Source organism: Sphingobacterium sp. E70 (assembly GCF_019285695.1).
Lineage (GTDB): Bacteria > Bacteroidota > Bacteroidia > Sphingobacteriales > Sphingobacteriaceae > Sphingobacterium > Sphingobacterium detergens.
Genome location: NZ_CP079104.1, coordinates 3,873,597 through 3,899,777 on the forward strand (window position 1 = coordinate 3,873,597; position 26,181 = coordinate 3,899,777).

Annotated in this window: 39 protein-coding genes and 2 pseudogenes; 10 read left to right on the forward strand and 31 right to left on the reverse strand. The window is 41.9% G+C overall.

Annotation, left to right across the window (positions count from 1 at the left end; translation table 11 throughout):
- Positions 1-252 precede the first annotated feature (252 nt).
- The 10 genes and pseudogenes from bioD to bioB all read right to left on the reverse strand — a co-directional run bounded on the left by bioD (position 253) and on the right by bioB (position 6,080).
- Positions 253-885 carry a dethiobiotin synthase gene (gene bioD / locus KUH03_RS27215; RefSeq protein WP_257087606.1) on the reverse strand — a complete coding sequence of 211 codons (633 nt, stop codon included), beginning with the start codon at positions 883-885 and terminating at the stop codon, positions 253-255.
- A 231-nt stretch (positions 886-1,116) separates the two neighbouring features.
- Entirely contained in the window at positions 1,117-1,821 is a 705-nt protein-coding gene (gene bioC, locus KUH03_RS27220) for a malonyl-ACP O-methyltransferase BioC (protein ID WP_257087607.1), read from the reverse strand.
- 1 nt (position 1,822) lies between these two features.
- Positions 1,823-2,038 (reverse strand): hypothetical protein, encoded by a 216-nt coding sequence (locus KUH03_RS27225; RefSeq protein ID WP_257087608.1) that lies wholly within the window; start codon positions 2,036-2,038, stop codon positions 1,823-1,825.
- A 15-nt stretch (positions 2,039-2,053) separates the two neighbouring features.
- Positions 2,054-2,278: a pimeloyl-ACP methyl esterase BioG family protein gene (locus tag KUH03_RS49215; protein WP_373564497.1), complete on the reverse strand. Its 225-nt coding sequence runs from the start codon at positions 2,276-2,278 to the stop codon at positions 2,054-2,056.
- Between the two features lie 56 nt (positions 2,279-2,334).
- Positions 2,335-2,526, reverse strand: coding sequence for a hypothetical protein (locus KUH03_RS27230; protein ID WP_257087609.1), 192 nt, complete (start codon positions 2,524-2,526; stop codon positions 2,335-2,337).
- Positions 2,523-3,647 carry an 8-amino-7-oxononanoate synthase gene (locus KUH03_RS27235; RefSeq protein WP_257087610.1) on the reverse strand — a complete coding sequence of 375 codons (1,125 nt, stop codon included), beginning with the start codon at positions 3,645-3,647 and terminating at the stop codon, positions 2,523-2,525. The genes KUH03_RS27230 and KUH03_RS27235 overlap by 4 nt, the downstream gene beginning before the upstream one ends.
- A gap of 30 nt (positions 3,648-3,677) precedes the next feature.
- A pseudogene (gene bioA, locus KUH03_RS49220) lies at positions 3,678-4,918 on the reverse strand (adenosylmethionine--8-amino-7-oxononanoate transaminase).
- Between the two features lie 40 nt (positions 4,919-4,958).
- Positions 4,959-5,177, reverse strand: coding sequence for a hypothetical protein (locus KUH03_RS46840; RefSeq protein WP_306429934.1), 219 nt, complete (start codon positions 5,175-5,177; stop codon positions 4,959-4,961).
- 40 nt (positions 5,178-5,217) lie between these two features.
- Positions 5,218-5,466, reverse strand: a complete 249-nt coding sequence (locus KUH03_RS46845; RefSeq protein WP_306429189.1) for a hypothetical protein — start codon at positions 5,464-5,466, stop codon at positions 5,218-5,220.
- Positions 5,467-5,480: 14 nt separating this feature from the next.
- Positions 5,481-6,080, reverse strand: a complete 600-nt coding sequence (bioB, locus tag KUH03_RS46850; RefSeq protein WP_306429190.1) for a biotin synthase BioB — start codon at positions 6,078-6,080, stop codon at positions 5,481-5,483.
- 144 nt (positions 6,081-6,224) lie between these two features.
- Here bioB and KUH03_RS27255 point away from each other — a divergent pair, with 144 nt between their 5' ends.
- The 5 genes from KUH03_RS27255 (at position 6,225) to KUH03_RS27275 (ending at position 7,698) form a co-directional block, all read left to right on the forward strand.
- Positions 6,225-6,482: a GntR family transcriptional regulator gene (locus KUH03_RS27255; RefSeq protein WP_257087612.1), complete on the forward strand. Its 258-nt coding sequence runs from the start codon at positions 6,225-6,227 to the stop codon at positions 6,480-6,482.
- Positions 6,479-6,757: a hypothetical protein gene (locus KUH03_RS27260; RefSeq protein ID WP_257087613.1), complete on the forward strand. Its 279-nt coding sequence runs from the start codon at positions 6,479-6,481 to the stop codon at positions 6,755-6,757. The genes KUH03_RS27255 and KUH03_RS27260 overlap by 4 nt, the downstream gene beginning before the upstream one ends.
- 145 nt (positions 6,758-6,902) lie before the next feature.
- Entirely contained in the window at positions 6,903-7,121 is a 219-nt protein-coding gene (locus KUH03_RS27265; RefSeq protein ID WP_257087614.1) for a hypothetical protein, read from the forward strand.
- On the forward strand, positions 7,118-7,252 hold the full coding sequence (locus KUH03_RS27270) for a hypothetical protein (protein ID WP_257087615.1): 135 nt from the start codon (positions 7,118-7,120) through the stop codon (positions 7,250-7,252). Before KUH03_RS27265 ends, KUH03_RS27270 begins: the two co-directional genes overlap by 4 nt.
- 86 nt (positions 7,253-7,338) lie before the next feature.
- A complete protein-coding gene (locus KUH03_RS27275) occupies positions 7,339-7,698 on the forward strand; it encodes a hypothetical protein (protein WP_257087616.1) in 360 nt (119 codons plus the stop codon).
- Between the two features lie 109 nt (positions 7,699-7,807).
- Here the strand turns inward: KUH03_RS27275 and KUH03_RS27280 are convergent, their stop codons facing one another.
- The 9 genes from KUH03_RS27280 to KUH03_RS49230 form a co-directional block, all read right to left on the reverse strand.
- Positions 7,808-8,293: a MepB family protein gene (locus tag KUH03_RS27280; protein WP_257087617.1), complete on the reverse strand. Its 486-nt coding sequence runs from the start codon at positions 8,291-8,293 to the stop codon at positions 7,808-7,810.
- 99 nt (positions 8,294-8,392) lie between these two features.
- A complete protein-coding gene (locus tag KUH03_RS27285; protein ID WP_257087618.1) occupies positions 8,393-8,941 on the reverse strand; it encodes a dihydrofolate reductase family protein in 549 nt (182 codons plus the stop codon).
- A 591-nt stretch (positions 8,942-9,532) separates the two neighbouring features.
- Entirely contained in the window at positions 9,533-9,724 is a 192-nt protein-coding gene (locus KUH03_RS27290; RefSeq protein WP_257087619.1) for a hypothetical protein, read from the reverse strand.
- 11 nt (positions 9,725-9,735) lie between these two features.
- Positions 9,736-10,443: a hypothetical protein gene (locus tag KUH03_RS27295; protein WP_257087620.1), complete on the reverse strand. Its 708-nt coding sequence runs from the start codon at positions 10,441-10,443 to the stop codon at positions 9,736-9,738.
- Positions 10,413-11,390, reverse strand: a complete 978-nt coding sequence (locus tag KUH03_RS27300) for a DUF3857 domain-containing protein (RefSeq protein ID WP_257087621.1) — start codon at positions 11,388-11,390, stop codon at positions 10,413-10,415. Before KUH03_RS27300 ends, KUH03_RS27295 begins: the two co-directional genes overlap by 31 nt.
- Before the next feature lie 416 nt (positions 11,391-11,806).
- A complete protein-coding gene (locus KUH03_RS27305; protein ID WP_257087622.1) occupies positions 11,807-12,334 on the reverse strand; it encodes a carboxypeptidase-like regulatory domain-containing protein in 528 nt (175 codons plus the stop codon).
- 59 nt (positions 12,335-12,393) lie between these two features.
- Positions 12,394-13,047 carry a hypothetical protein gene (locus tag KUH03_RS27310; protein WP_257087623.1) on the reverse strand — a complete coding sequence of 218 codons (654 nt, stop codon included), beginning with the start codon at positions 13,045-13,047 and terminating at the stop codon, positions 12,394-12,396.
- A 63-nt stretch (positions 13,048-13,110) separates the two neighbouring features.
- Positions 13,111-13,371 carry a hypothetical protein gene (locus tag KUH03_RS49225; protein WP_373564941.1) on the reverse strand — a complete coding sequence of 87 codons (261 nt, stop codon included), beginning with the start codon at positions 13,369-13,371 and terminating at the stop codon, positions 13,111-13,113.
- Positions 13,284-13,493: an RNA polymerase sigma factor gene (locus tag KUH03_RS49230; protein ID WP_373564846.1), complete on the reverse strand. Its 210-nt coding sequence runs from the start codon at positions 13,491-13,493 to the stop codon at positions 13,284-13,286. The genes KUH03_RS49225 and KUH03_RS49230 overlap by 88 nt, the downstream gene beginning before the upstream one ends.
- A gap of 216 nt (positions 13,494-13,709) precedes the next feature.
- Here KUH03_RS49230 and KUH03_RS27320 point away from each other — a divergent pair, with 216 nt between their 5' ends.
- The 3 genes from KUH03_RS27320 to KUH03_RS27330 all read left to right on the forward strand — a co-directional run bounded on the left by KUH03_RS27320 (position 13,710) and on the right by KUH03_RS27330 (position 16,227).
- Positions 13,710-14,171 (forward strand): carboxypeptidase-like regulatory domain-containing protein, encoded by a 462-nt coding sequence (locus KUH03_RS27320; protein ID WP_257087624.1) that lies wholly within the window; start codon positions 13,710-13,712, stop codon positions 14,169-14,171.
- The gene (locus KUH03_RS27325; RefSeq protein ID WP_257087625.1) at positions 14,168-15,604 is read left to right on the forward strand and encodes a VWA domain-containing protein; all 1,437 of its coding nucleotides are present in this window, start codon (positions 14,168-14,170) and stop codon (positions 15,602-15,604) included. Before KUH03_RS27320 ends, KUH03_RS27325 begins: the two co-directional genes overlap by 4 nt.
- 263 nt (positions 15,605-15,867) lie before the next feature.
- The gene (locus tag KUH03_RS27330) at positions 15,868-16,227 is read left to right on the forward strand and encodes a hypothetical protein (RefSeq protein WP_257087626.1); all 360 of its coding nucleotides are present in this window, start codon (positions 15,868-15,870) and stop codon (positions 16,225-16,227) included.
- Between the two features lie 126 nt (positions 16,228-16,353).
- Here KUH03_RS27330 and pstB read toward each other — a convergent pair.
- From pstB to KUH03_RS27350, 4 genes and pseudogenes are all read right to left on the reverse strand, one after another.
- Positions 16,354-17,098: pseudogene (gene pstB, locus KUH03_RS27335) on the reverse strand (phosphate ABC transporter ATP-binding protein PstB).
- A complete protein-coding gene (gene pstA / locus KUH03_RS27340) occupies positions 17,088-17,924 on the reverse strand; it encodes a phosphate ABC transporter permease PstA (protein WP_373564847.1) in 837 nt (278 codons plus the stop codon). The pseudogene pstB and the gene pstA overlap by 11 nt, the downstream one beginning before the upstream one ends.
- A 95-nt stretch (positions 17,925-18,019) precedes the next feature.
- Positions 18,020-18,823 carry a phosphate ABC transporter permease subunit PstC gene (gene pstC, locus KUH03_RS27345; RefSeq protein ID WP_257087627.1) on the reverse strand — a complete coding sequence of 268 codons (804 nt, stop codon included), beginning with the start codon at positions 18,821-18,823 and terminating at the stop codon, positions 18,020-18,022.
- 6 nt (positions 18,824-18,829) lie between these two features.
- Complete coding sequence (locus KUH03_RS27350) at positions 18,830-19,690, reverse strand: PstS family phosphate ABC transporter substrate-binding protein (protein ID WP_257087628.1); 861 nt, start codon at positions 19,688-19,690, stop codon at positions 18,830-18,832.
- Positions 19,691-20,053: 363 nt separating this feature from the next.
- On the opposite strand from KUH03_RS27350, the gene KUH03_RS27355 reads away from it, so the two are divergent.
- Positions 20,054-20,632 (forward strand): hypothetical protein, encoded by a 579-nt coding sequence (locus KUH03_RS27355; RefSeq protein WP_257087629.1) that lies wholly within the window; start codon positions 20,054-20,056, stop codon positions 20,630-20,632.
- A gap of 42 nt (positions 20,633-20,674) precedes the next feature.
- Here the strand turns inward: KUH03_RS27355 and KUH03_RS27360 are convergent, their stop codons facing one another.
- The 3 genes from KUH03_RS27360 to KUH03_RS27370 form a co-directional block, all read right to left on the reverse strand.
- Positions 20,675-21,337 carry a DUF6266 family protein gene (locus tag KUH03_RS27360; RefSeq protein WP_257087630.1) on the reverse strand — a complete coding sequence of 221 codons (663 nt, stop codon included), beginning with the start codon at positions 21,335-21,337 and terminating at the stop codon, positions 20,675-20,677.
- Between the two features lie 379 nt (positions 21,338-21,716).
- Positions 21,717-21,863 carry a hypothetical protein gene (locus KUH03_RS27365; protein WP_257087631.1) on the reverse strand — a complete coding sequence of 49 codons (147 nt, stop codon included), beginning with the start codon at positions 21,861-21,863 and terminating at the stop codon, positions 21,717-21,719.
- Between the two features lie 8 nt (positions 21,864-21,871).
- Positions 21,872-22,159: a hypothetical protein gene (locus KUH03_RS27370; protein ID WP_257087632.1), complete on the reverse strand. Its 288-nt coding sequence runs from the start codon at positions 22,157-22,159 to the stop codon at positions 21,872-21,874.
- 381 nt (positions 22,160-22,540) lie between these two features.
- Between KUH03_RS27370 and KUH03_RS27375 the strand changes: the two genes are divergently transcribed.
- Positions 22,541-23,377, forward strand: a complete 837-nt coding sequence (locus KUH03_RS27375) for a fatty acid desaturase (RefSeq protein WP_257087633.1) — start codon at positions 22,541-22,543, stop codon at positions 23,375-23,377.
- Here KUH03_RS27375 and KUH03_RS27380 read toward each other — a convergent pair.
- The 5 genes from KUH03_RS27380 to KUH03_RS27400 form a co-directional block, all read right to left on the reverse strand.
- A complete protein-coding gene (locus tag KUH03_RS27380) occupies positions 23,349-23,498 on the reverse strand; it encodes a hypothetical protein (RefSeq protein WP_257087634.1) in 150 nt (49 codons plus the stop codon). The two genes, KUH03_RS27375 and KUH03_RS27380, sit on opposite strands and share 29 nt — an antisense overlap.
- 65 nt (positions 23,499-23,563) lie before the next feature.
- Positions 23,564-23,851, reverse strand: coding sequence for a helix-turn-helix domain-containing protein (locus KUH03_RS27385; RefSeq protein ID WP_257087635.1), 288 nt, complete (start codon positions 23,849-23,851; stop codon positions 23,564-23,566).
- A gap of 655 nt (positions 23,852-24,506) precedes the next feature.
- Complete coding sequence (locus KUH03_RS27390; protein ID WP_257087636.1) at positions 24,507-25,121, reverse strand: YkgB family protein; 615 nt, start codon at positions 25,119-25,121, stop codon at positions 24,507-24,509.
- Positions 25,122-25,189: 68 nt separating this feature from the next.
- A complete protein-coding gene (locus KUH03_RS27395) occupies positions 25,190-25,411 on the reverse strand; it encodes a helix-turn-helix domain-containing protein (protein ID WP_257087637.1) in 222 nt (73 codons plus the stop codon).
- Entirely contained in the window at positions 25,342-25,977 is a 636-nt protein-coding gene (locus tag KUH03_RS27400; protein WP_257087638.1) for an AraC family transcriptional regulator, read from the reverse strand. The genes KUH03_RS27395 and KUH03_RS27400 overlap by 70 nt, the downstream gene beginning before the upstream one ends.
- Positions 25,978-26,181 lie beyond the last annotated feature (204 nt).

A 26,181-nucleotide genomic window follows, 5' to 3' on the forward strand; every position in this document is an offset into this window, starting at 1 on the left:
GTGACAGTCGGTTGGACCTTTCGTTGCAGGATTTAGGTAATACAGCAATTTGACTGGAGCAGCTTGACTAAGGTCATTTAAAACTGCGGTTAGACGTTCTTCTCATCGTAAGCGAAATAGCTGCAATGAGAAGAACGTACTAATGGACCTATTGTGACTTGAAATAAGATTGGAGATTCGATTACTGAACTTGATTTAGTGATCTACACGCAATGATTGTCGTCCTAAACAGCATTATTTGCCTAAATGCGTTTATAAGGTGATAAATTTGGTTTCGGGAAAATGCTTTTGAATGTAATTGCGGAGATAACGCTGTGTTTCTGTGCTGATGGTGCTGTCTTCAAGTACGGGAAAAGTGTTGTAGATGACGGTATGCAGATTAATCCCACGTGTGGCAACGGCTTCCAGACTTAATAAGGTATGATTGATACTGCCCAATTTGCCGGAGGTTACAAAAAGCAAAGGATAATTCATTTCCTTGATATAATCGATGATCAGGTAATCCTCGGTGAGTGGTACCATGAGGCCACCGGCACCTTCCACCAGTACAGCATCATAGCGCTGGCTTAACTGCGCTGTCGCTTGCCTGATTTTTTCGAAGTCTATTTCGCGTTTATCTATTTGCGCCGCCAGGTGCGGTGATGCGGGGTAGCTGAAAATTTCAGGCATGGTTATTTTCTCCTGGTCATCTTCGGTAAAGGCGAGGCCCATCAGTTGGCGGTGTAAGGTAATATCTTCAGAAATTGTTGTGTTTCCGGTCTGTACCATTTTTTGAGTTATTGTACGCAGACCCTCTGCATTCCATTGCTTTGCAATAAGACCAGTTGCGTAACTTTTGCCTATTCCGGTATCTATGCCAGATACAAAATAAATGTTGTTTTTCATTTCTATGTTTTTTTGCTGCTTATTCGATTGCCAATTCAGTGGGATGTGCTGTTGAGATTTCGCAAGGATCTGTCATCTGCCAGCGCATTCAGGAGCAGATTTACTACGCATCAGTTCGCTCTTTTAGGTTTGCTTTCCATACACTCCTTTGTTTAATTGTTCATTTTTTCTTTGCGATGATATAGATGGGGTGATAAGTCAGTGGAACTCGCGTGCCCACAGCATAACGATCTATATATTCGGTACAATAGGCCTGAAGCTTGCTTTTTGTTCAACGATGATTTTTATGCCTGTCACTCCGGTTTCTTTCAGGTGGCTGAGTACTTGCAAAGGGCTTTCAAAACTGAGGTTCAGGAGTTCTTCTTCTACCAGGAGAATTTCATAGCCCAATGCCAACAATTTCGCTACCAGTGCCGATTGGGTATGGTAGGTTAAACCGACTCCTGTTGTGCTGCTGATCTCGCGCATATTTTCTTCGCCAAATGTGCTGAATGCTAGGATACCATGCGCATGAAGTGCGGTATGGCAGCGCGCAAAGAAGGCGCTAGGGTCTTCAAACCATTGAATAGTGGAACAGGAGGTAATGAGATCCAGTCCGTCGGGTAGGCTGAAGGTTTCGGCATCGGCACAGATAAAGCTGTAATGTTGCGAACTATGCTGCGACAAGACGATATTCATTACGCTTTTGATCATTTCTGGACAGATATCGTTGAAGATTGTATGCTTCGGAGAAAGGTACTGGAGCAATAGGCGGGAAAAGAGTCCGGTTCCACAGCCTATTTCGAGCACTCTGTCTGGGCTGATGAGAAAAAGGTTCCGGAGCAAGTTGATCATTTTTTCGGCAATTTGACCTTGCACAACCGCGGCCGAGTGGTAACTCTGTGCGGCTTTCGAAAAGCGGGATCTGATCCGTTGTTTGTCCATGATGTTAAGCATTTTAGATCTCCTGCAAAAGCTGTTTAAATAATTTTTCGGGATAGTGGGCCATGTCGACACATTTATGAGGAGTGTGGGCCCATGCCCGTTGTTGGTTTTCCGAACTGAAAATGCGGTCATCATTTCCGATATAGGCCTCATCCCATCGAAAAGCTGTTGCTGATGGTACTGTCGCCTGCTCTTCAATTGCGATCAGTTCTGTTCGAAGACTCGCCATGTCCCGCCTGGGGCTTTAGCAAGAAAATGGTTTAATATCCCCTTGAACCGCACATCCGTAGTCTGAATTTATCAAGCGTTTTTCGCTTAACGTGTTCAAGGTGGCCCTGAATACCTGGACTGGAATTCCTCTGCTGTCATCAATCGGAAATGGCGTGCCATTGATTGCTGTGCAGGTACTGATCGGATAATGCTGCATCTGCAGTTTCGGTAATACCTGTGAAGCTGCCCATACGCCCATAGACCAAGCGAAAACCTGGATTTCTTCGTAGCCCTTTAGGAGGTTTTCGTCCAGTGTTAGGAAGAATAGTCGTAGGCGATCATCAGATCCTGTCCAGATCGGGCGTAACCAGAAAACAGATGTTCATCCATTCCCCATCCCGCAAAGAATAAGACAAGCTTTTTGTTGGATGATAGTGGATTATTCAGTGATACCAAATTATCTGGGTTGACCGGGTGAAGTGCATGGGTAATTTTTTTGAAAATCATAGGCTTGCTGCAAGTTGATGAATCAGCGATGCCGGCATCCCTGCTGTTAATGAAATACGTATTCTTGAAGATCCTTCCGGAACGGTAGGTGGACGGATCGGAAGGACATAAAATCCTTTTCGCTGCAGTTCTTTTGCTTTCAGGACAGCCGCATTGCTATCGCCTATTATAAGAGGCAGAATATGGCTTTGTGAACCACATTCGTACCCCTTTGCGATCATCTGTTGTTTGAGCAACGCGCTGTTTTTACACAATTGCTGACGTCGATCTGAAAAACTGTCCAAGCGTTCCAGAATAAATAAACTCCAGTGGAGATTGATCGGCGGGAGGGCAGTTGTGAATAGCAATGTCCGCATTTTATTGATCAGATAATCCCGAATCGGCTGCCGACAGACGAGGTAGCCGCCTAGCGAGGCCAGTGCTTTTCCAAAGGTACCTGTCAGGAAATCAATAGCAGCAATGCATCCCTGCTCTTCAGCGCAGCCAAGTCCTCTTTCGCCACGTACGCCCACCGCATGAGCCTCATCCACATACAACATGACATTCGAATAACGGTGTTTGAGGCGAACCAGATAACCGAGGTCTGTACAATCCCCGTCCATACTGAAAATGCTTTCCGTGACGATAATGACGCGTTCGAAGCGGTAAGCATGTTTTGCTAGTAATTCTTCCAGATGGGCATAGTCGGCATGGCGATACCGGAAATGCTGTGCTGCTGAAAGCCGGATCCCATCAATGATACTGGCGTGCACCCATTTGTCTACTAGCATTAGGGTACGCCCATGACAGATGGCTGGAAGTATACCTGTATTCATGTGATAACCACTGTTAAATACCAGGGCACTTTCGGTACCGAACATAGCGCTCAACCGCTCCTCCAGTTGGGTATACAGCACATGATTTCCAGTTAATAGGCGTGAAGATGAAGCGCTGAAAAGCGCATTGTCGCTGTTGACCGATTGTAAAAATTCTTCGCGCAATGTCAGGTCCTTAGCCAGATCCAGATAATCATTTGAGGAGAGGTTATAACCGTTTTCTCTTCGTATTGGATACGGTTTTCCTGCTGGGTAATCAGGGGAGTGTTCGCCTATTTCCTTGTTTTTCGAGTTTGTGAAGTTCATCCACAAAACTATCGAGTAGATTGTTTTCCATTAGTCGATTTCTTTGACGACCTTGAGCAAAGCCTGTGTCAGTTTGTTTAACTCTTCAGTACCAATGATAAAAGGCGGCATGATATAAACCAATTTGCCAAAAGGTCTGATCCAGACACCTTCTTCAACAAATCGTTTTTGTATACTGGCCATGGCTACCGGATGCTTCATTTCGATAACAGCAATGGCCCCCAAAATCCGGACATCTTCTACCTGGGGAAAGTCTTTTGCTGGTGCAAGTGCTTGTGTCAGTTGTTCTTCAATAGATTTCACCTTTGCTTTCCAGTCCGTTGACAATAATAATTTGATCGACGCAAGGGCTACGGCACAGGCCAGCGGGTTTGCCATAAAAGTCGGGCCATGCATAAACATACCTGGGCTGCCATTGGAAATTGTATCTGCAACAGCCGTAGAAGTGATTACTGCGGATAGGGTCATGTATCCACCTGTCAAGGCCTTGCCAAGGCATAGAATATCTGGCGCTACAGCTGCATGTTCACAGGCAAAGAGCTTACCGGTGCGACCGAATCCGGTGGCGATTTCGTCAAAAATCAGTAAGATATTATTCTCCTTACAGAGTTGTGCTGCCTGACGGAGGTATTCGGGATGGTAGAAGCGCATTCCACCGGCACCCTGGACGATCGGTTCAAGGATCAGACCCGCCAGTTCGTCCTGATGTGTTCTGATAAGTTCGGCCAGTGGAGCAATGTCGCTGGCATCCCATGCTGCATCAAACCCAATTTGAGGGGCCGCGGCGAAGTAACGAAGGGGAGGGTATTGCCGAAAATACGGTGCATACCGGTCACAGGGTCGCATACAGACATGGCATTCCAGGTGTCACCATGGTATCCCGAACGAACAGTAACAAATTTTGTCTTGTTGATCTTCTTTTGTGCCACCCAGTACTGTACAGCCATTTTGAGTGCCACTTCTACTGCAACGGAACCTGAATCGGCATAAAATATTTTGTTGAGTGAAGGCGGTGTGATTTCAAGGAGTATTTTGCCAAGAGCAATTGCCGGTTCATGTGTCAAACCACCAAACATCACATGCGACATCTTGTTAAGCTGGGCTGTTACCGCGGCATTTAATACGGGATGGTTATACCCATGGATGGTACACCACCAGGATGACATGCCGTCGATCAGCTGCTGCCCATTTTCCAGTTCAATCTTACAGCCATCCGCCCGCTTTACCTTGTAGGCTGGCAGTGGGTCTGTGATACTGGTATAGGGTGCCATAGGTGCTGTCTGTCGAAATCGTCGGTCGTATGCTGCGCTGTCATGATGTTATTTTTTTCAATTCCTGATTTACTGTCCTTGATCTATTTTTACTGATGCTGTTTGTCCAGATTGCGTTGAATTTTGTGGTCAGGTCGCGACCATTGTGGTTTTTCACCCAGTGCCTGGTATTGGCTATCCTCCATCGCGATGGTTTCGGGTTGGCTTTTTTCTCAAAAGGCTGTTGGGGAATCAGCCCTAACGTTTTGAATAGCTCCATATCCTCGTTTATAGCAGGGTTGGGGGTTGTGAGTAGCTTATCACCTGCAAAAATGGAATTTGCGCCAGCAAAAAACATAAAGCTTGTCCTCGCGACTCATATTGCTGCGACCCGCTGATAAACGAACCTGCGTTTGCGGTAATAAAATCCGGGCGGTGGCAACCATGCGCACCATTTCCCATATGGATACCGTTTCCATCTCTTCCATCGGTGTGCCAGCGACCGGAACCAGCGCATTGATTGGTACCGACTCAGGTTGTGGAATGAGCGAAGCGAGTGTAATCAGCATATCCGCCCGGTTGGCTATGCTTTCCCCATACCAATAATACCGCCACTGCATACCGTGATATTTGTCTTACGTACATTTTCGATGGTCTGCAAGCGGTCATCGTAACTTCGGGTCGAGATAATTTCTTCATAGTATTCCGCTGAGGAGTCCAGGTTGTGATTATAGGCGTAGAGTCCTGCCTCCGATAACCGCAGTGCTTGATTTTCGGTCAGCATACCCAAGGTACAGCAGACTTCCATATCGAGTCTGTTCAGTGTACGGACCATATCCAATACTTGATCAAACTCTGGCCCGTCTTTGACATTGCGCCAAGCGGCACCCATGCATATCCGTGAACTGCCGCCAGCCTTGGCTGCCAAAGCCTGCGCTTTTACCTGTTCTACACTCATCAGCCGCTCGGCCTTAACATCAGTATGATAGCGTGCTGCTTGCGGGCAGTAAGCGCAATCTTCAGGACATCCACCAGTTTTTATGGAAATCAAGGTAGATACCTGTACCTTATTTGGATCATGATAGGTACGGTGAACTGTAGCAGCTTCGTACAGCAGTTCCATGATCGGTTTGTTATATAAGGCAACAACTTCGGCCTGTGTCCATTTCTTTTCTGTGCTCATATTTGTTGTGTTTGATCGTTTGGAAATCAGGTTTCTATCACAGAAAAATGCGGTAGATATCAAATTTCCATACGCCTGTTTTTTTCAGTTGAATTGCAAAGATTACAGTTTAAATCTTAACTTTGGTAGTCCGAAATAAACATAATGAGTAGTCCGGTTAGTATAGGTTTTCATTCGATTATCAAGATAGATCGCCGCAAGGAGGATGCTGTTTATATACAGATCGTCTATCAATTTATCAATGCTGTCAAGCGCAACCTGCTGGAGGATGGGGATCTTCTCCCGGGAAGCCGAAAGATAGCGACGGAATTGAAGGTGCACCGAAAAACGGTGGTCGCCGCACTAGCGGAACTACAAGAGCAAGGCTGGGTGGAAATTCTGCCAAACAGGGGACCTTTGTGAAAAATCCCGAACGTGTGATTACTGCTGCTTCGGCAATCGAAGCTTTTCGGCAACCACCGGATCGGGCTCCGTATCATTTTAGAAAAGAATTGATCCTGGATACACCGGTATTTGAAGTTCCTGAAAAATATTACTTCACGGACGGTACTCCAGACTACCGTATTATCGAGACTGAGGAGCTGGTGCGTTTTTACGCCTCCATGGTAAAACGGAAAAAGAAGAGTGATGAATTTCCGGCTACGACTGATGGGAATCTATTTTTAGGGATCAATTGAGCTATTATCTCAATTTGACACGTGGTTTCCATCTCTCGCGGAACTTTCTACTGCCCATTGCCAGCCGTGAGCAGATCTTTTCTATTTTATCACGCTTATTGATTCAACAGGGGATATTGTACTGGTCGAAAATCCAAGCTATTTTTTGCCGAACATGATCTTTAGCCAAGCCGGAGCCAAACTGAAAACGGTTCCTGTAGATGCGATGGGAATGGATATTGATTATATCGCAGATCATTTTGCACCCGGTGAGATCAGGTGTGTTTACATCAATACAAAATGCCAATACCCTACTACAGTAAGTCTTTCTGAAAAAGGAAAATACAGCTGTTACAACTGGCCGAACAATATAATTTTATTGTGATCGAAGATGATGTTGATTTTGAGTCTTCGCTGGTCAAAGACAAGGGAGAATCTCTTTTTCGCAAAAATGCAGGGAATAGGGTGATCTATACGGGAACATTTGGTCGTTTTTGGATCCCGGTTTTCAGATGAATTTTTGATTGCTCCTCAAGATCTCCTGGAGGAGGGAAAAAATACCTAAATCTTTTTGGTAAGCCCAATTTTATGATCGAAAAACATTGGGTGAAATTATCCATCAGGGCGATATCTTTCGGTATCAGCGAAAGTTTCAAAAAATAGTTGCTGAACGGAAAGACCTATTTGCGCAATTACTACAAGGTAATTTTGAAAACAAAGTTACATTTGAAGTTCCGGTTTCAGGGCTAGCGTTTTGGACCAGATTCAATGTCAGCTTTTCACTGACCTCCTTACAAGAAAAAGCAAAGGGAAAAGGACTACTGTTACCGAGTAACTGCCTGTACCAGAATAGAACTGTGACAGCCTTGCGCTTAGGTTTCGCTCATCTCGATGAGAAAGACATGTGTGATGCGGTCAGTTTGTTGCATGAAGCCTATCAAGAGACTGTCGGGGCTAGGTAGGATTTTGACAGCCTTGCCGCTTAGGTTTCGCTCATCTCGATGAGAAAGATAGCTATGATCCGTCTGCAACCTGAAAGCTATATGAAGATAGGGTCGGAATTGTAGTCAACTAATCTGGAGGATAGCTGTCAATTTTTTTCTTTATTTCCTGAGCAGGAATATTAAGATCAATAAAGTATTGTCCCTGCCAATTTTTACTGTGTGTCGCCTGCTTGTTTTGGGTGATACTCCAGGCTGGATATACACGAAATCCACGTTTGCCCTCCTTTCGCGCTGTTGTTAGGATTTGTCTGTCGATCAGAACCTGTTTTGGGAAAACAAAGAAACCCGCATGTGGTTCCTGTTCTGTAGCAATAATGTAATAGTCAATAGCATCATCGGCAATAAATGCTGTCGTTTGACCCTGTGGGGCACGTTTCCAGAGGGTGACGAATTGTCCCACCTTTGTCGGCGTTATTTTGGCTTTTCGAAACTTGATATTTCGCTCATCAAGTTGAAAATTAAAGCCGAAATAACCAGCACATTCCAGATCCTCGGTTAGATTAGTTATACTTTTGGATAGGATCTCTCCCAGTTGTTTTAATTCTTTGATCATGTATGCTGATACTACCTTCTCTTTTTTGAATTTATGGTTGTCAAGAAATGCCTAACAAGACCATATCCTAGTTGCTATTTTGGCACTGGCGAGTAGCCTTTATTTTGTGTCAGCGTTGTAGATTAACTGTACGACACCCGATTTGAATGCCCTGCTTTCTACAAGTTTTAAATACAATCGTTCAGATAGATCTTCGAATAATGGTTTTCCTTTACCCAAAACAATTGGATGAACGGAGATACGGTATATGTCAACAAGATTCGACTGGATAAATGTTTTGATTAAACTTGCTCCGCCATAAAGCCAAATATCTTTTCCCTCTTGCTGCTTTATCGCGGAAACTCTTTGCTGAATGTCCTCACTGATAAAGATAGCACCTGGGTCTTGTCTTGGCTGATGGGAAAAAACATATTTTTTCTTTGCGTGAACATTTTTCCAAAGATTAGTTTCAGTTTCGTTGGCACTGCTGTCCGGCTGAAAATTTCCCCAGGTATCATAACTGACACGCCCATAAAAGATGGTATCGATGCCTGCTAAAAAACCATCGAAGTCCATATCATCGTCCATGATGCACCAATCTATTTCGCCGTTTGAACCTTCAATAAATCCATCTAGCGTCATGGCTAGATCCAATATGATTTTTCTCATATAGCTATTGCTTGAATATGTTTGTTCATGAATAAACCCTATCATAATCTGTCGTGCGGATGTTGGGCAGGAGTATTGAATTATGAGGGGATCCCTGTGTTTTTAAGGATGCCTAAATATAGTTAGATTAAAAAATGTAGGCAAATGCTGCCCGCATTTGAACTGAAAATTGGCGTTAAACTTGCGCTCGTATTTGTACTAAACTTTAGCTTCAGGCTGTTGCCATGCGGTAGATCTTGGCGGAAAGGCGAAAGCGCCATAAGTAGACTCCTGAGGAACGGAGCTGCTGCCGATGCGTAGATGATGACAGAATGGTGAAAATTCAAATCAAAGAAAAAGCCCGGAGAGGAATCAACCGGGCTTAGAGATTATATAAGGGGAATAATACTTGCTTAAAAAAGTGAAGACCTAGTCTTCATCGGTGATAATGTCATCACCATCTAACTCGAAACCTTCACCAAGAAAGGTATACTCTAGTTCGAATAATTCTGAATCTTTAATCATTTTATTTCTTATTTTTTGATATTCAAATTTATCACCCTTATTTAAGTTTATCGTCAATATAACATGAAGTTTTTGTTAAGGCGACGATTATATCTTTTTGAGCGCAATATCTAGTTTTTGCGCCTGGATAATCCGGCTAAAAAACTCTTTTAGATCAAAATATTCTTCGGGCAGAAATAGCGGTTTGTTAAATTGTGTTGCGCTCTCAATAAGTAAGGTATTCGGATCCGAATTGCTGACTTTAAAAATATAACGGGCTGCCCGTTCGGGGAGTGCCATACTGATGTTTTTTAATTTTGTCTCGGGGCGTATGTATACCCTTTGGGTAATTTGATCTCCATATAGCTTTCTTCTTGGATCATGGATCCAAAATCAATTGGGTAATTCCGTTCGGTCAGATTAAAAGGATTTTTGGTGGTTTTGCTTTCAATGTAAGGATTGAAAGCAAGCTGTTCATTTTGCAGGCTAGCAAAATTTTCAATCTCGATTTCAAACTCTTCGGCGAGTGGTTTGTCTAAGGAGTCCCTGTTGGAAACCTTAAAGCTATTGATTTTGATACGGTTGTTTTCCTCATCCCATTTTTCGTAATATTCCTCTTCTGAATTACTACCCTGTAGGCGTTCACGCATTCTTGATGCCAGGTAGCCATTGCGGGAGGTTACCCATTTTCCTTTTAACGTGCCATTTTCCATAAGTTCACCAAAGAAGAAATTACTCTGTGAAGAGGGGAGTTTTGACTCGAGTTTCACCCAGTCAGACTCACCAGTCAAGGGAATAGAACGACCTTGATAGTTGACGCATTTTAAAGGAATATTGCCGAAGGGTTCATAAGGAGAGGTTGCATCCAATAAATAGTATTCCTCACCGAGTTTTACCTGGGCGATAACATGGTTGAATTCCGATATTGCAGGTGAATACAATCCGGCATAACCATTGTCGCGGGTGGATAAAATAACGGGAATAGCCTCTAACTGAGCATAACGCAGTGCATTGACCAATCCGAGATTAATGTCGGCACTATTGCCTGTTCTTTTTCAAGCGCTTCTTTGATATTTTTCGCGTAGATCGAGTGCTTATTGTTCCATTTGATCCGTTTCTGAAAATAAGCATAGAGGCGGGAGGCTTTTGTGATATCATTATTTGCCCCTTGTAGCACGGGTTCGATAAATTCTTTTAAGGCTCCTTTTCGTTTGACCTGACCACCGAAACTTTCATCAGCGATTAATTTTTCCCGTACGTTCTCCCAGGTTAGGGAGAAGTCTTTTGTGGGTCCCATAGGGACGCTATAACGTCCAAGTTCAAAAAATAGAATAGACCGGAAGTTTTTAGAAGAAGTCATATAGTCTTCACTATGGAAGGCCGGGATATTCTCCATGATATAGGTCGTTTTGGTGCCCAGAATATCACCGATTTCACTACGCAGACTGGTATTGTAATTTTCTGTTTTACGGTCTTTGATGGGAAACCCTCCTTTTAAATTGGATTTGTAATGACAGATTTCTGGTATACGTGTGACATACTCACTATAGATTTTGGGAATCTCCTCCTGAAACTCCCAGGTATTGAGGTTAAAAATAAAAGGCGATTCCGTTTTGTAGCGATATTCAATAATTGTTCCTTCTTGAACCTGTGGAATGGCAGCCTTGGTCAAGGAGATGTTTTCTGAAGAATTTTCGTTAAAAATATTTGCCTTTGTCATTTCAGTTTCGACGACCTTATCGCCTTGGAGGTGATAGGAAGCTCCTTTGATGTCAGTGACGACCTCACGTTCATTTCCGCTTTTGTAAAGTGGGATGGTGAAGTTTGCATGGTTGTACCCTTCCTTGTTCAATATTTTGATCCGAACATGTTTGACGAATTCGACAACCAGACCTGTGTGCGAAGTGTAGTTGACCTGTGCGGAACCATACTCCCGAATGACAAATGCATTGGCGGCAGTGTCCAATTTACCAATATCGATTGCGAAATCCTCTTTTTTACTTTACCGAATGAAAAATCTTGGGCATGAGCCCAAAACTGCCGAAAAGAAGCAGGCTGGTGAAAAAACCTTTCATAAAAAGTCACTATATGGTTAAGAATTATAGCACTAATGTATGAAATAATCTTAAATTTTATAAGTAAAAATTTTCTGTTTAAGTTGTTGGTGAATAGTTGCTATGGCGGTGTTTACGAAATGTAATCCCTCAGGACTATCAACGATAGAAATTGAAATTCAGGGACAGATCCTACAGGAACTGTCCCTGCTGTTTTTGATACCAATGCCGATTTTCGGGTATACTTATTTCGCTCAAAAAGAAAGTTATTGTAGCACATTAATATCCTGTTCTGACGGATTTTAATACGTGAAATCAAAGGTCAGCGTTACATATCGGTTGTCCTCACCCTTCCATTTTGGTCCGGAAAGTAAAATCTCCTTGGCCTTGTTGTCCAGATAATCATTGGCACTTTGTAAGATATTGATATTGGAAGGAAACCATCTTTATCGATATAGAAATTCAAGCGCACGGTACCTTCGTATCGACTGTTAGCTGTTTTCTTTCTAACGTAATTATTAAATGACTTCCATCCCCAAACAGGTTCTGCACTTTTTGTTTTCCGAGAGGACATGGTTGTAACTACTACCTCGTCAAGTGTCGCACTGGAAGGTTGCAATTTTATATTCAGGTTTTTGTTGCGACGCATATTTAATGCAACTGTGTTATAACCTACAGCCATGATATCAACCAGTGAATCTACTGTGCTCGGTTGGATGGTAGCCTTGCCCTGAGAATCTGTATTTGTTGCCAGTTTGCTATTGGGCTGCATGATGGTAACACCTGATATCGGCAAGCCAGTTTCTTTGTCACGTACAGTGACTTGTAAAGGACTACCAAAGGTTTGTGGGGTCACATTGACACCTGCTATCCTGCCAGCGAGCGCATTGCTTTGATTGACTTGTTGGCCTCGGACTACAACTGAACTTCCCGTGATACTCTTTTTCGCTTGGGGGTATAACCAAATACCTCCACACTGTCTAACATTTTTGAATCAGCTATGGCTCGGTCTCTATGGATGCCACTATTCATTTTTTCAACTGGAGCTATGCGTACCGATGGCTCCTGATGTACTGGCACGGTCTCCTCCTTATATTGACCTAGATCGGAAGATTTACGGTTGTCCGCCAAGTGAGGACTGTCCTTCTCTTTTATACTGGGTTCAATGGCAGATGAGGCCGTTGTGTCATTCTGAGGGATCGATTTTGACAAGGGTACATCAGCCGGTACAGCAACATCTGCAGTCCGCTTAGTCTCGGTGGGATTTTTTTGCTGCTGGAAATAGAGTATACCCGCACTTAGGATAGCTACTACTGTCGCAGCGATGGCCAGTCTTTTCCAATCGAAGACTTTTATTTTAGTTTCTTTTTTATGCTCAATGCGTTGGGCAATACGCGCGTTGAGTTCGGAAGGAACAGCACTGTTTTGATCCATTTCTATACCCACAAGAATATCTGCCAACATGGGATCACGTTGGGCCTCACGTTCAATGGCGTACATCTCTTTGGGAGAAAGTTGGCCGTTGACGTATTTCTTTAAGTACGTTATGTCATAATTACTGTCGCTCATTCCAAGCCTCCATGCAATTTTTTAAATTCCGCTTCCCATTCTGGATGTAACTTTTAACTTCATTTAAGCTATATCCTGTCGAGTCGCTGATCTCTTTGTAACATTTTTCCTCCAGGAAAAGAGTCTGACGGACTGTTGCTGTTTGTCCGGTAGTTTTTCCAGACAGCCTTCCATTGCAGTCAATTGCTCCTCCTTTTCATCCTGTTGTTCATACTGATGCAGATCTTCGGGATATTTCACAAATTCATCCAAAGAAATTTGTGATTTGTTCTTTGCGACCTTAAATACATCAGGCAATGGTTTTTGCTCAATACATAGAGCCATCTCGGAAAGTCTTTGATTTCTTGCTTATTAACTTTGTAGATGAGCTCTTCAAAAATATTCATTACGGCATCTTTACTCAATTCTGGATCTTGGAGATACCGTAGGCAGACATAATAAACCATTTCGGTATGTCGCTGATAAAGGTTGCCCAATACCTTGAGATCAGATGCCTCCTGGTATTGTTGCAAGAGCTCCTGGTCTTGCGTTGAATCCTTTTTGACGACTTGAATGCGAACATTTTATTTGCTAAAAATATTTTTTTTTCTGGTTTATGGAAATTTAATATTTGCTGCATCCCTTGACAAAAAATTGAACGATATGAGAACGATACTTTTTTAATGAGCATGCTGCTATCCATTGGTGGATATGCCGGCCAACAATACGAAGTGAAAGGGAAGGTGACGGATGCAACGAGCAAATTAGCGTTAAGCGGAGTGGTGGTAACAAATGTGCAGACCAACGAACGCAAATCCACTGACCGTGATGGAAATTACCAGATTCAGGTCACTACTGGTAAGACGACTTTGGAATTCAGCTACCTCGGTTATATTACACAGCGTGTCGAAGTAAAAGGAAAGGGTAAAGTCGACATTGCAATGGTACAGGATAACCGTACACTGGATGAGGTTGTCGTTATGAGCTATGGTAAAGTTGCGAAACGAAATACAGCAAATATGATGACTGCTTCTACGGCCTTAGCAGGCCAGACTCAGGGACTCTATATTCGAGGCGGGTATATACCGGATCAAAATCAGGAATCGTATCAAAAATCAAGGAAAACAAGTTTATCAATCCAATGAAGGAGCCGCTGTCAACATTTGCTGCAGATGTGGATGCTGCTTCATACAGTAATGTCCGTCGGTTTATCAATGCGGGTAATTTACCCGATAAGGATGCCGTACGTGTTGAGGAGATGATCAACTATTTTCAGTATCAGGTGGAAGGCCCAAAGAATGGCGAACCGGTGAATATAGTGACCGAATTGACCAAAGCACCGTGGAACAATGCACATCAGTTGATGCGGGTGACGTTAAAAGCCAAAGATATCCCGACGGACAAACTCAAAGCCTCGAACTTGGTTTTTTTGATCGATGTATCGGGGTCGATGATGGGGCCGGGACGATTACCTTTGGTAAAATCTTCCTTGAAAATGTTGGTGGATCAGCTGCGTGATATCGACCGTGTTGCTATTGTAACCTATGCAGGTTCGGCCGGAGTGAAATTAGAGAGTACCAGCGGTAGTCAGAAAATGAAAATCAAAACGGCCATAGATGAACTTGAGGCTGGAGGAAGTACTGCCGGAGCTGCAGGGATCAAAAAAGCCTATGAGATTGCCCGCCAAAATTTGGTCAAGGGTGGAAACAATCGAATTATCCTGGCTTCCGATGGTGATTTCAATGTGGGCGAGAGTAGTGATGAATCTATGGAGGAACTGATCAGTAAAGAGAGTAAATCTGGTGTTTTTCTGACCGTGCTTGGCTATGGTATGGGAAATTTGAAAGATAGTAAGATGGAGATCTTAGCAGATAAAGGGCATGGTAATTATGCTTATATAGACAATATTTCCGAAGCTCGGAAAGCCATGGTCACCGAATTTGGAGGGACATTGTTTACGGTGGCTAAAGATGTGAAGATTCAGGTAGAGTTCAATCCGAATTATGTACAGGCTTATCGACTGGTTGGCTATGAAAACCGTTTGCTTGAAGCGGAAGATTTCAACAACGATCAAAAGATGGGCGGTGATATGGGTGTAGGTCATGTGGTTACCGCCCTGTATGAGATCGTTCCAGTCGGTGTCAACTCGACAATGGTCGGGAAAGTTGATCCGTTGAAATACCAGCAGAACTCAACCAAAAATATCGCTGTCAAGGGAAATGGGGAATTGGCAACCGTCAAATTCCGTTACAAAGAACCTGATGGTGATAAAAGCAAATTGCAACAACAGGTGGTACAGGCTAAGGTGACCGAGTTGAATAAGGCCAGTGAAGATTTACGTTTTGCAACTGCTGTGGCCGAACTGGGGATGTTACTTCGTGATTCGGACTTTAAACAACAGGCTAATTTTGATAGTTTGATCGCACGTGCGAAGACCGCAAGGGAGCAGATGATGAGGGTTATCGTGCCGAATTTATCCGAATGGCAGAAAATGCACGTGACTTATCGAAAACGAAAATGTAGGCGGCTTAAAATACAAGCTAAGTCGCATTATTATTCGATAGAAAACTGTGTCTGACCAGTAATAGAGTTACCGGTCAGACACAATTGAATAATAAACACTCCTTTTACTTCCTGTGGCTGATTTCCGGACTTTCCTTAAAACTGGTTAATTGTTTTTTTATCGAATTTTCAAACAGCGTACCTTCTTCAAGTTTTTTTGTTTTAGCGAATAAATAAATTTGAGATAATAAAGTCGGGAAAGTGGAGTTTATTAATAAATTTGATGCATGAAGAACTTCCTATTAATATGTTTTCTTTTTTTTTGGAGTGCATAGCGGGTTGGAAGCCCAAAATACAGCGCTCAACAAACAGCAGACCATAGCTTACATCAATAAGCTGTACAAGATTGCCTATCGCTATAAAGAAACCAAAATTGACACGGTTACGGTGGACGGAAAAGTCCTGACCGTTTTTCTGTCCACTGGTCAGCACTATAGAAGCGATCTGTCAAAATCCGAACCGCTTGTCATTGCACGCGTAAAATCAGGATACCAAATCCGTTATAAATCCGCTGCAAATACCGAGGAGATCTTGTGGGCCATTCAAACCGAAGATGATGCCAAACGTCTGCAGAAAGCTGTACAGCATTTGATCGGGATACTAAAGATTGAAAAGAAGACTGATCCTTTTGGAAGCTAAAGTCGCGTTGTCGTACTGTAGCTAAACTTTTTTTCTTCTAGTATGTTCGGCAAGACACGAACTCGCCGAACATAAGAGAAAGTCTGGGGCATGCACATAGAAGCTGTGTTTCGGATTGCTGAAGGGTTAACCAAAATGCCCGCTGATATAATTACGAGTGGTTTCGTGTTGTGGATTGTTAAAAATCTGATGCGTGTCTCCCTGTTCAATAATTTCCCCAAGATACATAAAGACGGTTTTGTCGGCGACACGTTGCGCTTGCTGCATATTGTGCGTGACAATGACAATGGTGTATTTTTTTCAAATGGTGAATAAGTTCCTCGATCTTTAAGGTACTCACGGGGTCCAATGCCGAGCAAGGTTCATCCATTAAAATAATTTCGGGACGCAGGGCTACCGCACGGGCGATACAGAGTCTTTGTTGTTGCCCTCCGGAAAGCCGGGTAGCTGGTTTTTTCAGATCATCTTTTACCTCCTCCCAGATATACGCTTCTTCCAATGCCTTTTGTACGGTTGTCTTATCAACAATCAGATTGTTGATTTTGAGACCATAGGTGATGTTTTCGTATATACTTTTGGGAAAGGGGTTGGCTTTTTGGAATACCATACCCACACGCTTGCGTAGATCCGTCACCTCTATATCCTTTTGATAGATCTCGCGGCCATCTAATTTGATATGGCCCTCTATTTTGGCTTCCGGATAGAGATCATGCATACGGTTAAAACTCCGCAAAAGGGTACTCTTGCCACATCCTGACGGTCCGATCAGCGCCGTAACTTTATTTTCCTCAAATTCGATATTGATATTTTTCAACACCTGTTTGCTCCCAAACCATAGATTGAGATTTTCAGTGACCAATTTACTTTTCATTATTTCTAAACTTATATCGAATATAGAAAGCTGTTAAATTCATGAGGAAGACCACAATGATAAGCACCAATGCTGTTCCGTATGCAATAGGTCTGACCTCCTCAATCGACTGATGCTGCGTGGACAACATATACAGGTGATAGGGCAGGGCCATAAACTCCTGATTGAGGTTGCCAAAGGAATTGGTGATATAGAATGCGGCTCCTGTAAATAGTATCGGTGCTGTTTCACCAGCTGCGCGAGAAAGTGTCAGGACGATACCTGTGAGTATCCCCGGTAGAGAGGCGGGAAGGACCACATCTTTAATTGATTCAAATTTGGTGGCTCCTACAGCCAATGCGGCCTCCCGCATGCTTCGTGGAATACGGAGCAGGGCCTCCTCCGTTGTGGTAATGATATAGGGAAGGGACAGTAAGCCCAAGGTCAATCCGGCAGACAAAATTGAAGTACCGAAATTCAGGGCCTGAACAAAGAGTGCCAGACCAAACAGACCATAGATAATCGATGGAACACCGGATAAATTACGGATGGAAGCCCGGATCGTGCGGGTCAGCCAGGTATTCTCTGCATATTCGTTGAGGTAAATGGCACAACAGATTCCAAAGGGAATGGAAAATAATGCCGTTATCAGGGTCAGAAATACCGTACCTATAATCGGAGTAAGAATACCTCCACGTGTCATACCATCGGATGGTAGCTTGGAGACAAAATCCCAGGATAGCACATGGGAGCCTTTCGTGAAAATATCGTATAGGATCACGCACAAAAAGAAGCATACAAGTCCTGTGGACAGGAGAAGTGTACCCCATTCGACGATCGGTGCCAGTTTTTAAATTTATGCAGCATGGTATTTTCTAAAGCGGTTGATAAAATATTCACCAATCAGATTGGCTACCAAGGTCATAAAGAACAAGACAATCGCTATGGCAAACAAGGCATAGTAATGTGTGGTCTGATAGGGGACTTCACCCATTTCGATCGCAATTGTTGCGGTAATGGTTTTGACCGAGTCAAAAATCCTTTGGGAAATATTGCAGCATTCCCCGTGGCCATCAATACAGTCATGGTTTCACCGATGGCTCTTCCCAGTCCCAGCATGACGGCGGCAATGATTCCCGGTGCTGCTGCCGGGATCGTAATCTTGCGCAGTGTCTGCCAGCGAGATGCTCCGAGACCATAGCTCGCTTCGCGGTAAGTCTGCGGTACAGCATGGATGGCATCTTCGGAAATGGTAATGATTGTTGGGAGGGCCATAATGGCCAGTAAGATTGCTCCATTTAAAGCATTTAGCCCATTGGGTAGATTGTTTAGATCCGCTATTCCGGGACCAACCAATACGATCCCCAAAAAACCGATCACGACCGAAGGAATTGCTGCAAGCATCTCTATGGCGGGTTTTAAGATCGTCTTGAGTTTGGGGCTTGCGTATTCGGAAATAAAAGCTGCGGTACCCACACCCAGTGGAATGGCAATCAACATCGCACCCAAAGAAACAATCGAGGTACTTACGATTAATGGCAGAATGCCATAGGCTGGTTCTGCTGCCGTGGGATTCCATTGGCTTCCGGTGATAAAATCCAATGGCGAAACTTCCAGAAAGAAGGCAATTGCATTGTAAAGCAACATGAAGAAAATACCACCCAAAAGTGCAAGCACCATATACCCGGTGGACTTGAATATGATTTTGGCGATCTTATCGATGGCGACGCGTTTTTTGTACTGCATGTTATTTTATTGAATAAGGTAATAACCTGAGTTTTCGATGATCTTGGTCCCTTCTCCTTTGGTTTCAAATTGGATAAATGACAGCACTTTGGCCCATGATTTTTCGGGAATAAACTGATAGAGGGGACGTTGAAAAAAATATAATCTATTTTTTATTGCTGTAGGATCTAAGGGCGATATGGCATTGGAATCTGCATCATTTTTAATTTTCAATACTTTGATCCCCTTGTTGTCTTGAATCTTTTTGGAAATATAACCGGCACCGACATAACCGATGCCAGACTTGTCGATTTTGATGGCTTCCAGAATTTGTGCATTTCCGGTCATTTCTTTGGCCTTTTGGCTATAAGCTATTTTTAGCTTCTTGCGAATAAATGAATAGGTTCCCGAACTGCTTTGTCTACCATAGATATTGATCGGAACATCCTGTCCAGAAACAGATTTCCAGTTTTCGACCTGACCGCTCATGATTTTTGAAAGCGTTTTCACATCGATTTCTGTGATCGGATTGTCGCTGTGAACAACAAAAGCGGTGGCATCTTCGGCAAAGACTACGGTTTTGAGGAGCATGTTCTTCTTTTTGAAGAGTGCCAGTTCTTCTTCAGTCAAAGGACGCGATGAGTTGGCGATATCTGCCTGCCCATTCAATAGGGAAGTAATACCAAGTCCGGACCCACCACCGGAGATAGCCATACTGAATGTCGGATCTGTCTTATTGTACGCCTCGGCTAGATTAACAGCAAGATTCACTTCGGTATCCGAACCTTTCATTTTGATGGTATGATCGGTATTACCGCAGGACCATAACAGGATACTGAAACCAAGAAGGACAGTAGAAATAAGACGATTGAGAGCCATATCATTCATTCTTACTAAGTTAAACACAAGAGGAATGATTTTGTGTTAGGTTTGTGTTATCTTATTGTGAATTAATATTTTGTAAACACATTACCTCGTGTCGGCTTTAATCTATTTGGATAATACATTCAGCAAACAGCTAAATAGTGTTAAAGCGTTTTTATAAACTGAAATGATTTGATAGATTGTGGTAATTTTTCAGCTTCGATAATAGTCTTGTTATGAGCGTCTCCGGTAAGTTTTTATTGTTGTTATTCATTATTAGTTTATCTAGCTATTTATGGCCAGTTTATGGCCAAAAGAGAAATGAATACCGGGGACAATTTTGTCGGCTGATACAACCTTGCTACTCCGGGGATTAACCTTTTAAATTTGAGTTCAAAAAAACATACTGTTTCAGATGAGTATGGAAATTTTGTCTTTGACTATAAATTAGGTGATACCATTGAATTTAGACATGATCACTGGGAAACAAAGCTAGTTTATGGAGACAAGCTAAAGGATTCTGTCTTTCTAAAGAAACGCCCTATCGTCCTTGATGAAATTGTGATCACAAGGAACCGACATAACAAAGAGATCGATGATTTAAAAGAAATAGAAAAGGAGAAGAACAAGAAAGCTGGCATCTATTACGGCGGAAAGCCACCTATCGCACTACTGAATCCCTTTGGCGGAAAACCGATCACTTTCTTCTACGAACTTTTTAGCAAGAATGGAAAACGAGCGAGAGCAATGGAGAAGAATATTCAACATGTGATTAAGGAAAGCAAAATAGACAGTGTCTTTAATAGAAATGCTGTTAAAATGAGTACTTCCATAAAAGACGAGGATATTACGCCTTTTATGGAAGCCTACAGGCCATCTTTTGAGCAGGTACAATCCTGGAATACGTATGATCTGTACCTTTATATACAGAAAAGCTATGAGTCATTTACGACGAAACGAGAATAGTAATTCTGTTTATCGTCATAGGGTATTTGGCATAAAGTTCCATCATTCTTTCTCTACTGTTACGATACCCAGATAAACGCTGTTCATGCTACGATTGCTGCCATCTGCTGCAGCAAAACCCAGATAGAGATGAAAAATTGAGCTTTCACTGACCTTCGGTAGATCAATCAATTGGGATCGATATTCGATAGAGTTGCCCAATGATACTCCAGTGGCATGGTTTTTCGGATCCTCAGGCAATAGGAGTACCATGCTTCTAAAGTCACTAAGCTCATGGTGCAGCAATTCCTTGGTCAGTTTGAGCTCCCATTTGATTTCGAGCTTGCCGCTTAGTATCTCGGTAGATGTGGAAACGATAATATCTTCCAGTCCTCTACTGATCGCAAATTTTTCATAATTGATCGCAGGTCCCTGTGCAGCCATGAGGATAGCATGTTCAAGATGATAGGACATCGCCGCATTAAATGCGGTCATATTATCTTTATATCGCTGAAAACCTAAACGGAAAAATTTTGTGAACTGACCCAGAAAAGTTTGTGTAAAAGCAAATTTACCCCTGTTTTCGTTCTCTCTATCAGATAGTTTCCTTCTTTTCTTGACTTTAGGAAGCGAACGTACATAGTTGATATCCTTCCATTTGCAAAATACGACAGCGCCAACCTTTCCGGATGGAGCGCCGTTTGCTCCGTTATTTACTCGTGCCATAAATTCTTTTATAATTGGTTTGATTCTTTTAACAAACAAGTAGTGGTAAAGTTTGCCTCAAATAGTACATTTGTTGTAAATTAATAGATATAAAACAGGTATATAACAGGGAGATTATACGTTTTCATCCGAATGAGGTCCGAGTGAAGTCCGAATGAGGTCCGTATGAAGTCCCTATTAAATGAAAGTTAGATCCCTAGTTGAACCCTAGTTGAAGACCAGTTTTAGTATTGAATGGGGGAGGCCTTCGGCCTGTGATTAGTACAAAAAAACAGGCATTTCGCCTGTTTTATGAGATATGAAATCGTAATGAATATCGTTGAGATGGATTAAAATAGGAGTAGCGCGAAGATGGGAATAAGTGCAACCATTGAATACATCACCGCGACTCTTTTTGAAGATAAAGACTGATCGATAGTAATAGCTCACTGTTTTCAATGCTTTCTATTGTTCCGCCAGTACCCATGACAGAAGGACTTACTTCGACAATTTGTCCTTGTTCATCTTCGATTTTCCAGGCCAACATCCACATATTCAGTTTACTCCATTTGTATTTTTGTCAATTAGACTAATGGTTGCCCCTCCTGTCCAATTGTTGTATTCGATATCACCGATCAGTTCACCCTGCTTATTGCGTATTTCAGTATATGGGTTGAAAAGACCTTTATTTTTAAAACTATATTGATCTGAGCGGATAGAGACATTGGCATCTAGTGTCCAGTCATTGGATTCCAATGAGCCGATCAGGGTAGCATTGTTATATAATTTTGATTTATTTCCCAATAAATTGTTTTTCCAATTGTAAATAGATCGCTTTTCCATAATGGTCTAGTTTAATATGTTTATTTTTCAAATTAGTATTGGCGTTGGAAATTATGTTACAGATTTTTTTAAAAATGTGATAAATATCTTGCAGTCATCCACATTCTAACGGAAAGAGCTGCAGTGATGTCCGGTAAAAAAACTGTATTTTTGTATTTAAAATCACATTACATTGACACATCAACAAAAGTCGAGTCAGATCAGAAAGGAGATAAATTTATCCTATCAACAGCTTAAAGGGGCTTATCCCATATTAAAACTTCAAAATAGTATCGGATTGGTTATATTTTTAATTGCTATTGTCGCTATCCTTGCCGTATCGATAGGCTGGTACAAAACGCTTGTTCCGACCTGGCTTATGATTGTTGCGAACGCTTTTTTATGGGGATTCTTCATGAAATCGAGCATGATCTTATTCATTGGCTTTATTTTAAGAAGCAGAAGACTGTACACCATTTTATGCTTTTCACGGTTTGGATCTTACGTCCGCTGACAGTCAACCCTTGGATCCGACGGACCTTACACCATCATCATCACAAATTTTCGGGGACATTACACGATGTGGAGGAGCGCAGTGTGACCAATGGTGAACCTTGGACCATAAAACGGCTGTTGACAACGCCCGATGTTGTTTTGGGTGGACTGCTACGTTTACATCGTATGTTTAGTGATATGGATCGGGAAGTCAAGAATGGAAACCTGAAAGTGGAGACATCATCAAAATTGAAACAGATCATGTTTCTGAGTATTGTACCTGTGACAATTTTTGCACATGTTATCTTATATTTTTTCTTTGCGGACGCGCTATTGGATTGGTTGAATGGACGTTCTGTGGTGGATTTGAGTTTTCCACACTATGTGGATAACATGTTGATAAGTCTAAATGTGATTATTTATACGATCCTCTTACCTAATTTGCTGCGGCAGTTTTGTTTGCATTTTATCACTTCCAATATGCATTATTTCGGTGATGTGGAGGAGGGGAATGTGATTGAGCAGACACAGGTTCTCAATATCTGGTGGACATACCCGATGCAATTATTCTGTTTCTTTTTTGGCTGGACACATAGTATTCATCACTTTGTCGTCAATGAAACCTTTTATGTACGTCATATTGGTCGTAAGAAAGCACAGGAAGTCCTGAAAAAGTACGGCGTTCGATTCAATGATCTGGGCACATTCAAAAGGGCTAATCGTTTTCGGGAATTTTCGAAGTAGTATCACTTTTCTTCCAGTATTCTTTATAGTTGCCTTGTTGTTCAAATTCAAGTGCACCTTCTTCGCAATAAGCGGAAAGATATACAGAGAACTTGTTGCTTTGACTTTTGTCAATTTCCAATTCATTTAGAACCTCCGCGACGCGTTTGGGACGATGAAAGAAATTGGAGTGATAAACCAGTTGATCTAGTTTCTTATTGATCGATATTCTTTCTTGTACGTCGGGGAGAGTGAATAAGGTGGATTAAAGGTAATATCATCCTGAAAGAAAACTTTGGGTTGGATTTCAAGGCTATGACAGAGTAGGAGAAAGTTGGTCATAGTGAGATCTCGCCCCTTCTCGATACCATTTAAGGTTCCTGTGGAAATGCCTGTCAGGTTTGATACATCTCTCAAAGAATAATAGAGTTCATTACGCTTTGTACGAAAGCGTAAACCAATCCGTTCCAGTCTGTGTTTGTTATCGTCCGTCATGTAACGAATTGAATAACAATTTGTGCAAAAAATGGATTATTATTTTGTTTAAAAATTTGCAATTATATTTTTTTCTCTATATTCGTTATAACATGTCATTAAAAGAATATTTGATGTTGCAATTGATTTTTATGTATATTATTTAATCTTTTAGTTCTTAATATGTATTTTTATTAAATATTTATTCCTTTATTGATACTTTATTGAGGTTGTGTTTTCTTTTTATCAATGTGTTTAAAAAATTGCAAAATAGCCCTATATCCATGTTCTAGAGATAATCTAGCGCATACCAATGAAAAATAAATAAAGTAAAAGTCGACTTACCCAGCTTCGGTTTTCAAAAGAATCCGTCAAGTTCCGCCGAGGCTGCGGTAAGTTGCGTAAAGAAAAGTAAAAATTGTACTGCTTGATTGCATACGGGCTTACCAGGTCTCAAAACACAAATATCCCGTCAAATTTTTATCGGAGCCGAGGTAAGTAGCTTGAAAAAGTAAAAAAGTAGCACGCGCAGCCGACTTACCCAGCCTTGGACCCCATAAGAATCTGTCGAAGTTCTTCCAAGGCTGAGGTAAGTTACTTTTTTCTACTTTTGGTAATTTTTATAATCTCTCTATTTTTCGTATCCAAGTGTTCCTTTTGCGCAAGAACCATCAAGTTAGACAGTGGATTTATTGGCCAGTATGCGCTTGGCGCTATCGGAAGCAATGAGCAGCCCTGTTGCTAGCATAATAACATCTTTTAATACCAAACGGCCTGCTGCGGATAGGTAAGGGAAGCCAACGTTTGGCGAAGGTAAATCGCCATCTAGTTTTGGTACAAAGGTCTCAGGTGTGGTTATGAGAAATGTTAGTGTCACGATGGACATCCCTATCGTAAAAATGGCGCCCCATAAACCTATTTTTGGAAACCAGATTCCCAATAAAGTCATCGAACCGATGACAACAATCACAAAACCCAACAGATAAGCAAAGGTATATGTCCCATTTTGCTGATGCCAGATCATATTTTTCTTCACCATCAGACCTTCTGGATTTTTGAATAGCTGATATTCGGGAACCAGTTTTCCATTTTTATCCTCGGCATATTTTCCGGTGTTGTGGTAAAAGAAATTCATAAAGGGGCTATTGATGACAAATGGTACGATACCATCCGCTTCATATTGATACACTTTTAAACAACCTATCCAGGCCATAACGATAAATATCGCGATGCGGGCAAAATTGATAAAGCTGTTTTGGCTTGTGGCGAGCATGTTTACTATTTTTTCCATCTTACTTTGTTTGAAAGGATACAGCAAAATTAGATAGGATGAGGTAGTCAAAACATGGACAAATGAGGTTATAACATAGACTTTTTAGCAACAATGGAGAGTCCAACCTCTTCGCGAAAGACCTTAGGGGATACACCAGTCATCTTTTTGAAAAACCTACTGAAATAAAATTCATCCAGGTACTGTAGTTCGGCTGAAATTTCTTTGATGCTCTTTGGGGTCAAGTGGAGAAGCCTTTTGCTTTCGAGCACAATACGTTCTTGAATAAGTGTGGAGGGGATTTGCCCCATTTCTGTTTCACTTTTTTTGTGAAAGCGGTTGAACTCAGATTGTAATATGCTGCATAAAAAGATACACTTTTATGTGTTTTGTACTCATTCTCCAAAAGTTGTTCAAAACCATCGATAGGGTCTTTGCGTGATGTGGTTGGCAAGGATAGTTTATTGGTCAATATTTTCTGCTTGCTTGCAATGGCAAGGATGAGCTGCAGATAAGTCTTTGTAATAGCTTGGTCAAAGGAAGCGTGTGAATATTTTAAATGATCTATTTTGTCTATGACCGCCGTAATCTCCTGGAAAGCCTCTGGTGTCAATGCGACATGTGGTTGCTGGTAGATGTTGTTGAATAATAAACCATTACAAGCTACCTCGTCCTTATGATACTCAATGCAATAGAAATCGCCATGAAATTTTAAAACCTTCGTATGGTCAGGTAATTTTTCTTGAACTGAAAACAGTTGAAAAGGAGATAGAAATAAAATGCTTTTCGCAGCAGATCGATAAGGCACCAGGTCTATCGAAAAATGAAGTTCTTGTTCCATCAAAATAATGAAGTAGAATGGTTCTGTCAATTCCAACTGTGTGGACAGTATTTCCGGGATTCCAACTTGAATAAGTGAAGACGTCATAGGAGTAAAATACAAAATTTTTAGTTATGGGCTTCATGTTATATAGTCGTCATAATATCATATCCATAAATGCAATGCCTTCATTTGTTTATAAATAGGAGACATGTTAAGGGTATCTTAGCATATCGAATGAATATTCTTTTAAAACGAATT

Coding starts and splice junctions, on each gene's coding strand:
- bioC (WP_257087607.1), bottom strand. CDS start 1,821: ATGCTTAACATCATGGACAAACAACGGATCAGATCCCGCTTTTCGAAA.
- KUH03_RS27365 (WP_257087631.1), bottom strand. CDS start 21,863: ATGTTGGCCTGGAAAATCGAAGATGAACAAGGACAAATTGTCGAAGTA.
- KUH03_RS27370 (WP_257087632.1), bottom strand. CDS start 22,159: ATGGAAAAGCGATCTATTTACAATTGGAAAAACAATTTATTGGGAAAT.
- KUH03_RS27375 (WP_257087633.1), top strand. CDS start 22,541: ATGGGGATTCTTCATGAAATCGAGCATGATCTTATTCATTGGCTTTAT.
- KUH03_RS27230 (WP_257087609.1), bottom strand. CDS start 2,526: ATGATTTTCAAAAAAATTACCCATGCACTTCACCCGGTCAACCCAGAT.
- KUH03_RS49215 (WP_373564497.1), bottom strand. CDS start 2,278: ATGGGCGTATGGGCAGCTTCACAGGTATTACCGAAACTGCAGATGCAG.
- KUH03_RS27280 (WP_257087617.1), bottom strand. CDS start 8,293: ATGATCAAAGAATTAAAACAACTGGGAGAGATCCTATCCAAAAGTATA.
- KUH03_RS27255 (WP_257087612.1), top strand. CDS start 6,225: ATGAGTAGTCCGGTTAGTATAGGTTTTCATTCGATTATCAAGATAGAT.
- KUH03_RS27385 (WP_257087635.1), bottom strand. CDS start 23,851: ATGACGGACGATAACAAACACAGACTGGAACGGATTGGTTTACGCTTT.
- KUH03_RS27290 (WP_257087619.1), bottom strand. CDS start 9,724: ATGGCACTCCCCGAACGGGCAGCCCGTTATATTTTTAAAGTCAGCAAT.
- KUH03_RS49230 (WP_373564846.1), bottom strand. CDS start 13,493: ATGGTTTATTATGTCTGCCTACGGTATCTCCAAGATCCAGAATTGAGT.
- bioB (WP_306429190.1), bottom strand. CDS start 6,080: ATGAGCACAGAAAAGAAATGGACACAGGCCGAAGTTGTTGCCTTATAT.
- KUH03_RS27360 (WP_257087630.1), bottom strand. CDS start 21,337: ATGGCACGAGTAAATAACGGAGCAAACGGCGCTCCATCCGGAAAGGTT.
- bioD (WP_257087606.1), bottom strand. CDS start 885: ATGAAAAACAACATTTATTTTGTATCTGGCATAGATACCGGAATAGGC.
- KUH03_RS46845 (WP_306429189.1), bottom strand. CDS start 5,466: ATGCTGATTACACTCGCTTCGCTCATTCCACAACCTGAGTCGGTACCA.
- KUH03_RS27390 (WP_257087636.1), bottom strand. CDS start 25,121: ATGGAAAAAATAGTAAACATGCTCGCCACAAGCCAAAACAGCTTTATC.
- KUH03_RS46840 (WP_306429934.1), bottom strand. CDS start 5,177: ATGGAGCTATTCAAAACGTTAGGGCTGATTCCCCAACAGCCTTTTGAG.
- KUH03_RS27395 (WP_257087637.1), bottom strand. CDS start 25,411: ATGGGGCAAATCCCCTCCACACTTATTCAAGAACGTATTGTGCTCGAA.
- pstC (WP_257087627.1), bottom strand. CDS start 18,823: ATGCAGTACAAAAAACGCGTCGCCATCGATAAGATCGCCAAAATCATA.
- KUH03_RS27285 (WP_257087618.1), bottom strand. CDS start 8,941: ATGAGAAAAATCATATTGGATCTAGCCATGACGCTAGATGGATTTATT.
- KUH03_RS27225 (WP_257087608.1), bottom strand. CDS start 2,038: ATGGCGAGTCTTCGAACAGAACTGATCGCAATTGAAGAGCAGGCGACA.
- KUH03_RS27350 (WP_257087628.1), bottom strand. CDS start 19,690: ATGAATGATATGGCTCTCAATCGTCTTATTTCTACTGTCCTTCTTGGT.
- KUH03_RS49225 (WP_373564941.1), bottom strand. CDS start 13,371: ATGGCTCTATGTATTGAGCAAAAACCATTGCCTGATGTATTTAAGGTC.
- KUH03_RS27235 (WP_257087610.1), bottom strand. CDS start 3,647: ATGAACTTCACAAACTCGAAAAACAAGGAAATAGGCGAACACTCCCCT.
- KUH03_RS27320 (WP_257087624.1), top strand. CDS start 13,710: ATGAGCATGCTGCTATCCATTGGTGGATATGCCGGCCAACAATACGAA.
- KUH03_RS27310 (WP_257087623.1), bottom strand. CDS start 13,047: ATGAGCGACAGTAATTATGACATAACGTACTTAAAGAAATACGTCAAC.
- KUH03_RS27325 (WP_257087625.1), top strand. CDS start 14,168: ATGAAGGAGCCGCTGTCAACATTTGCTGCAGATGTGGATGCTGCTTCA.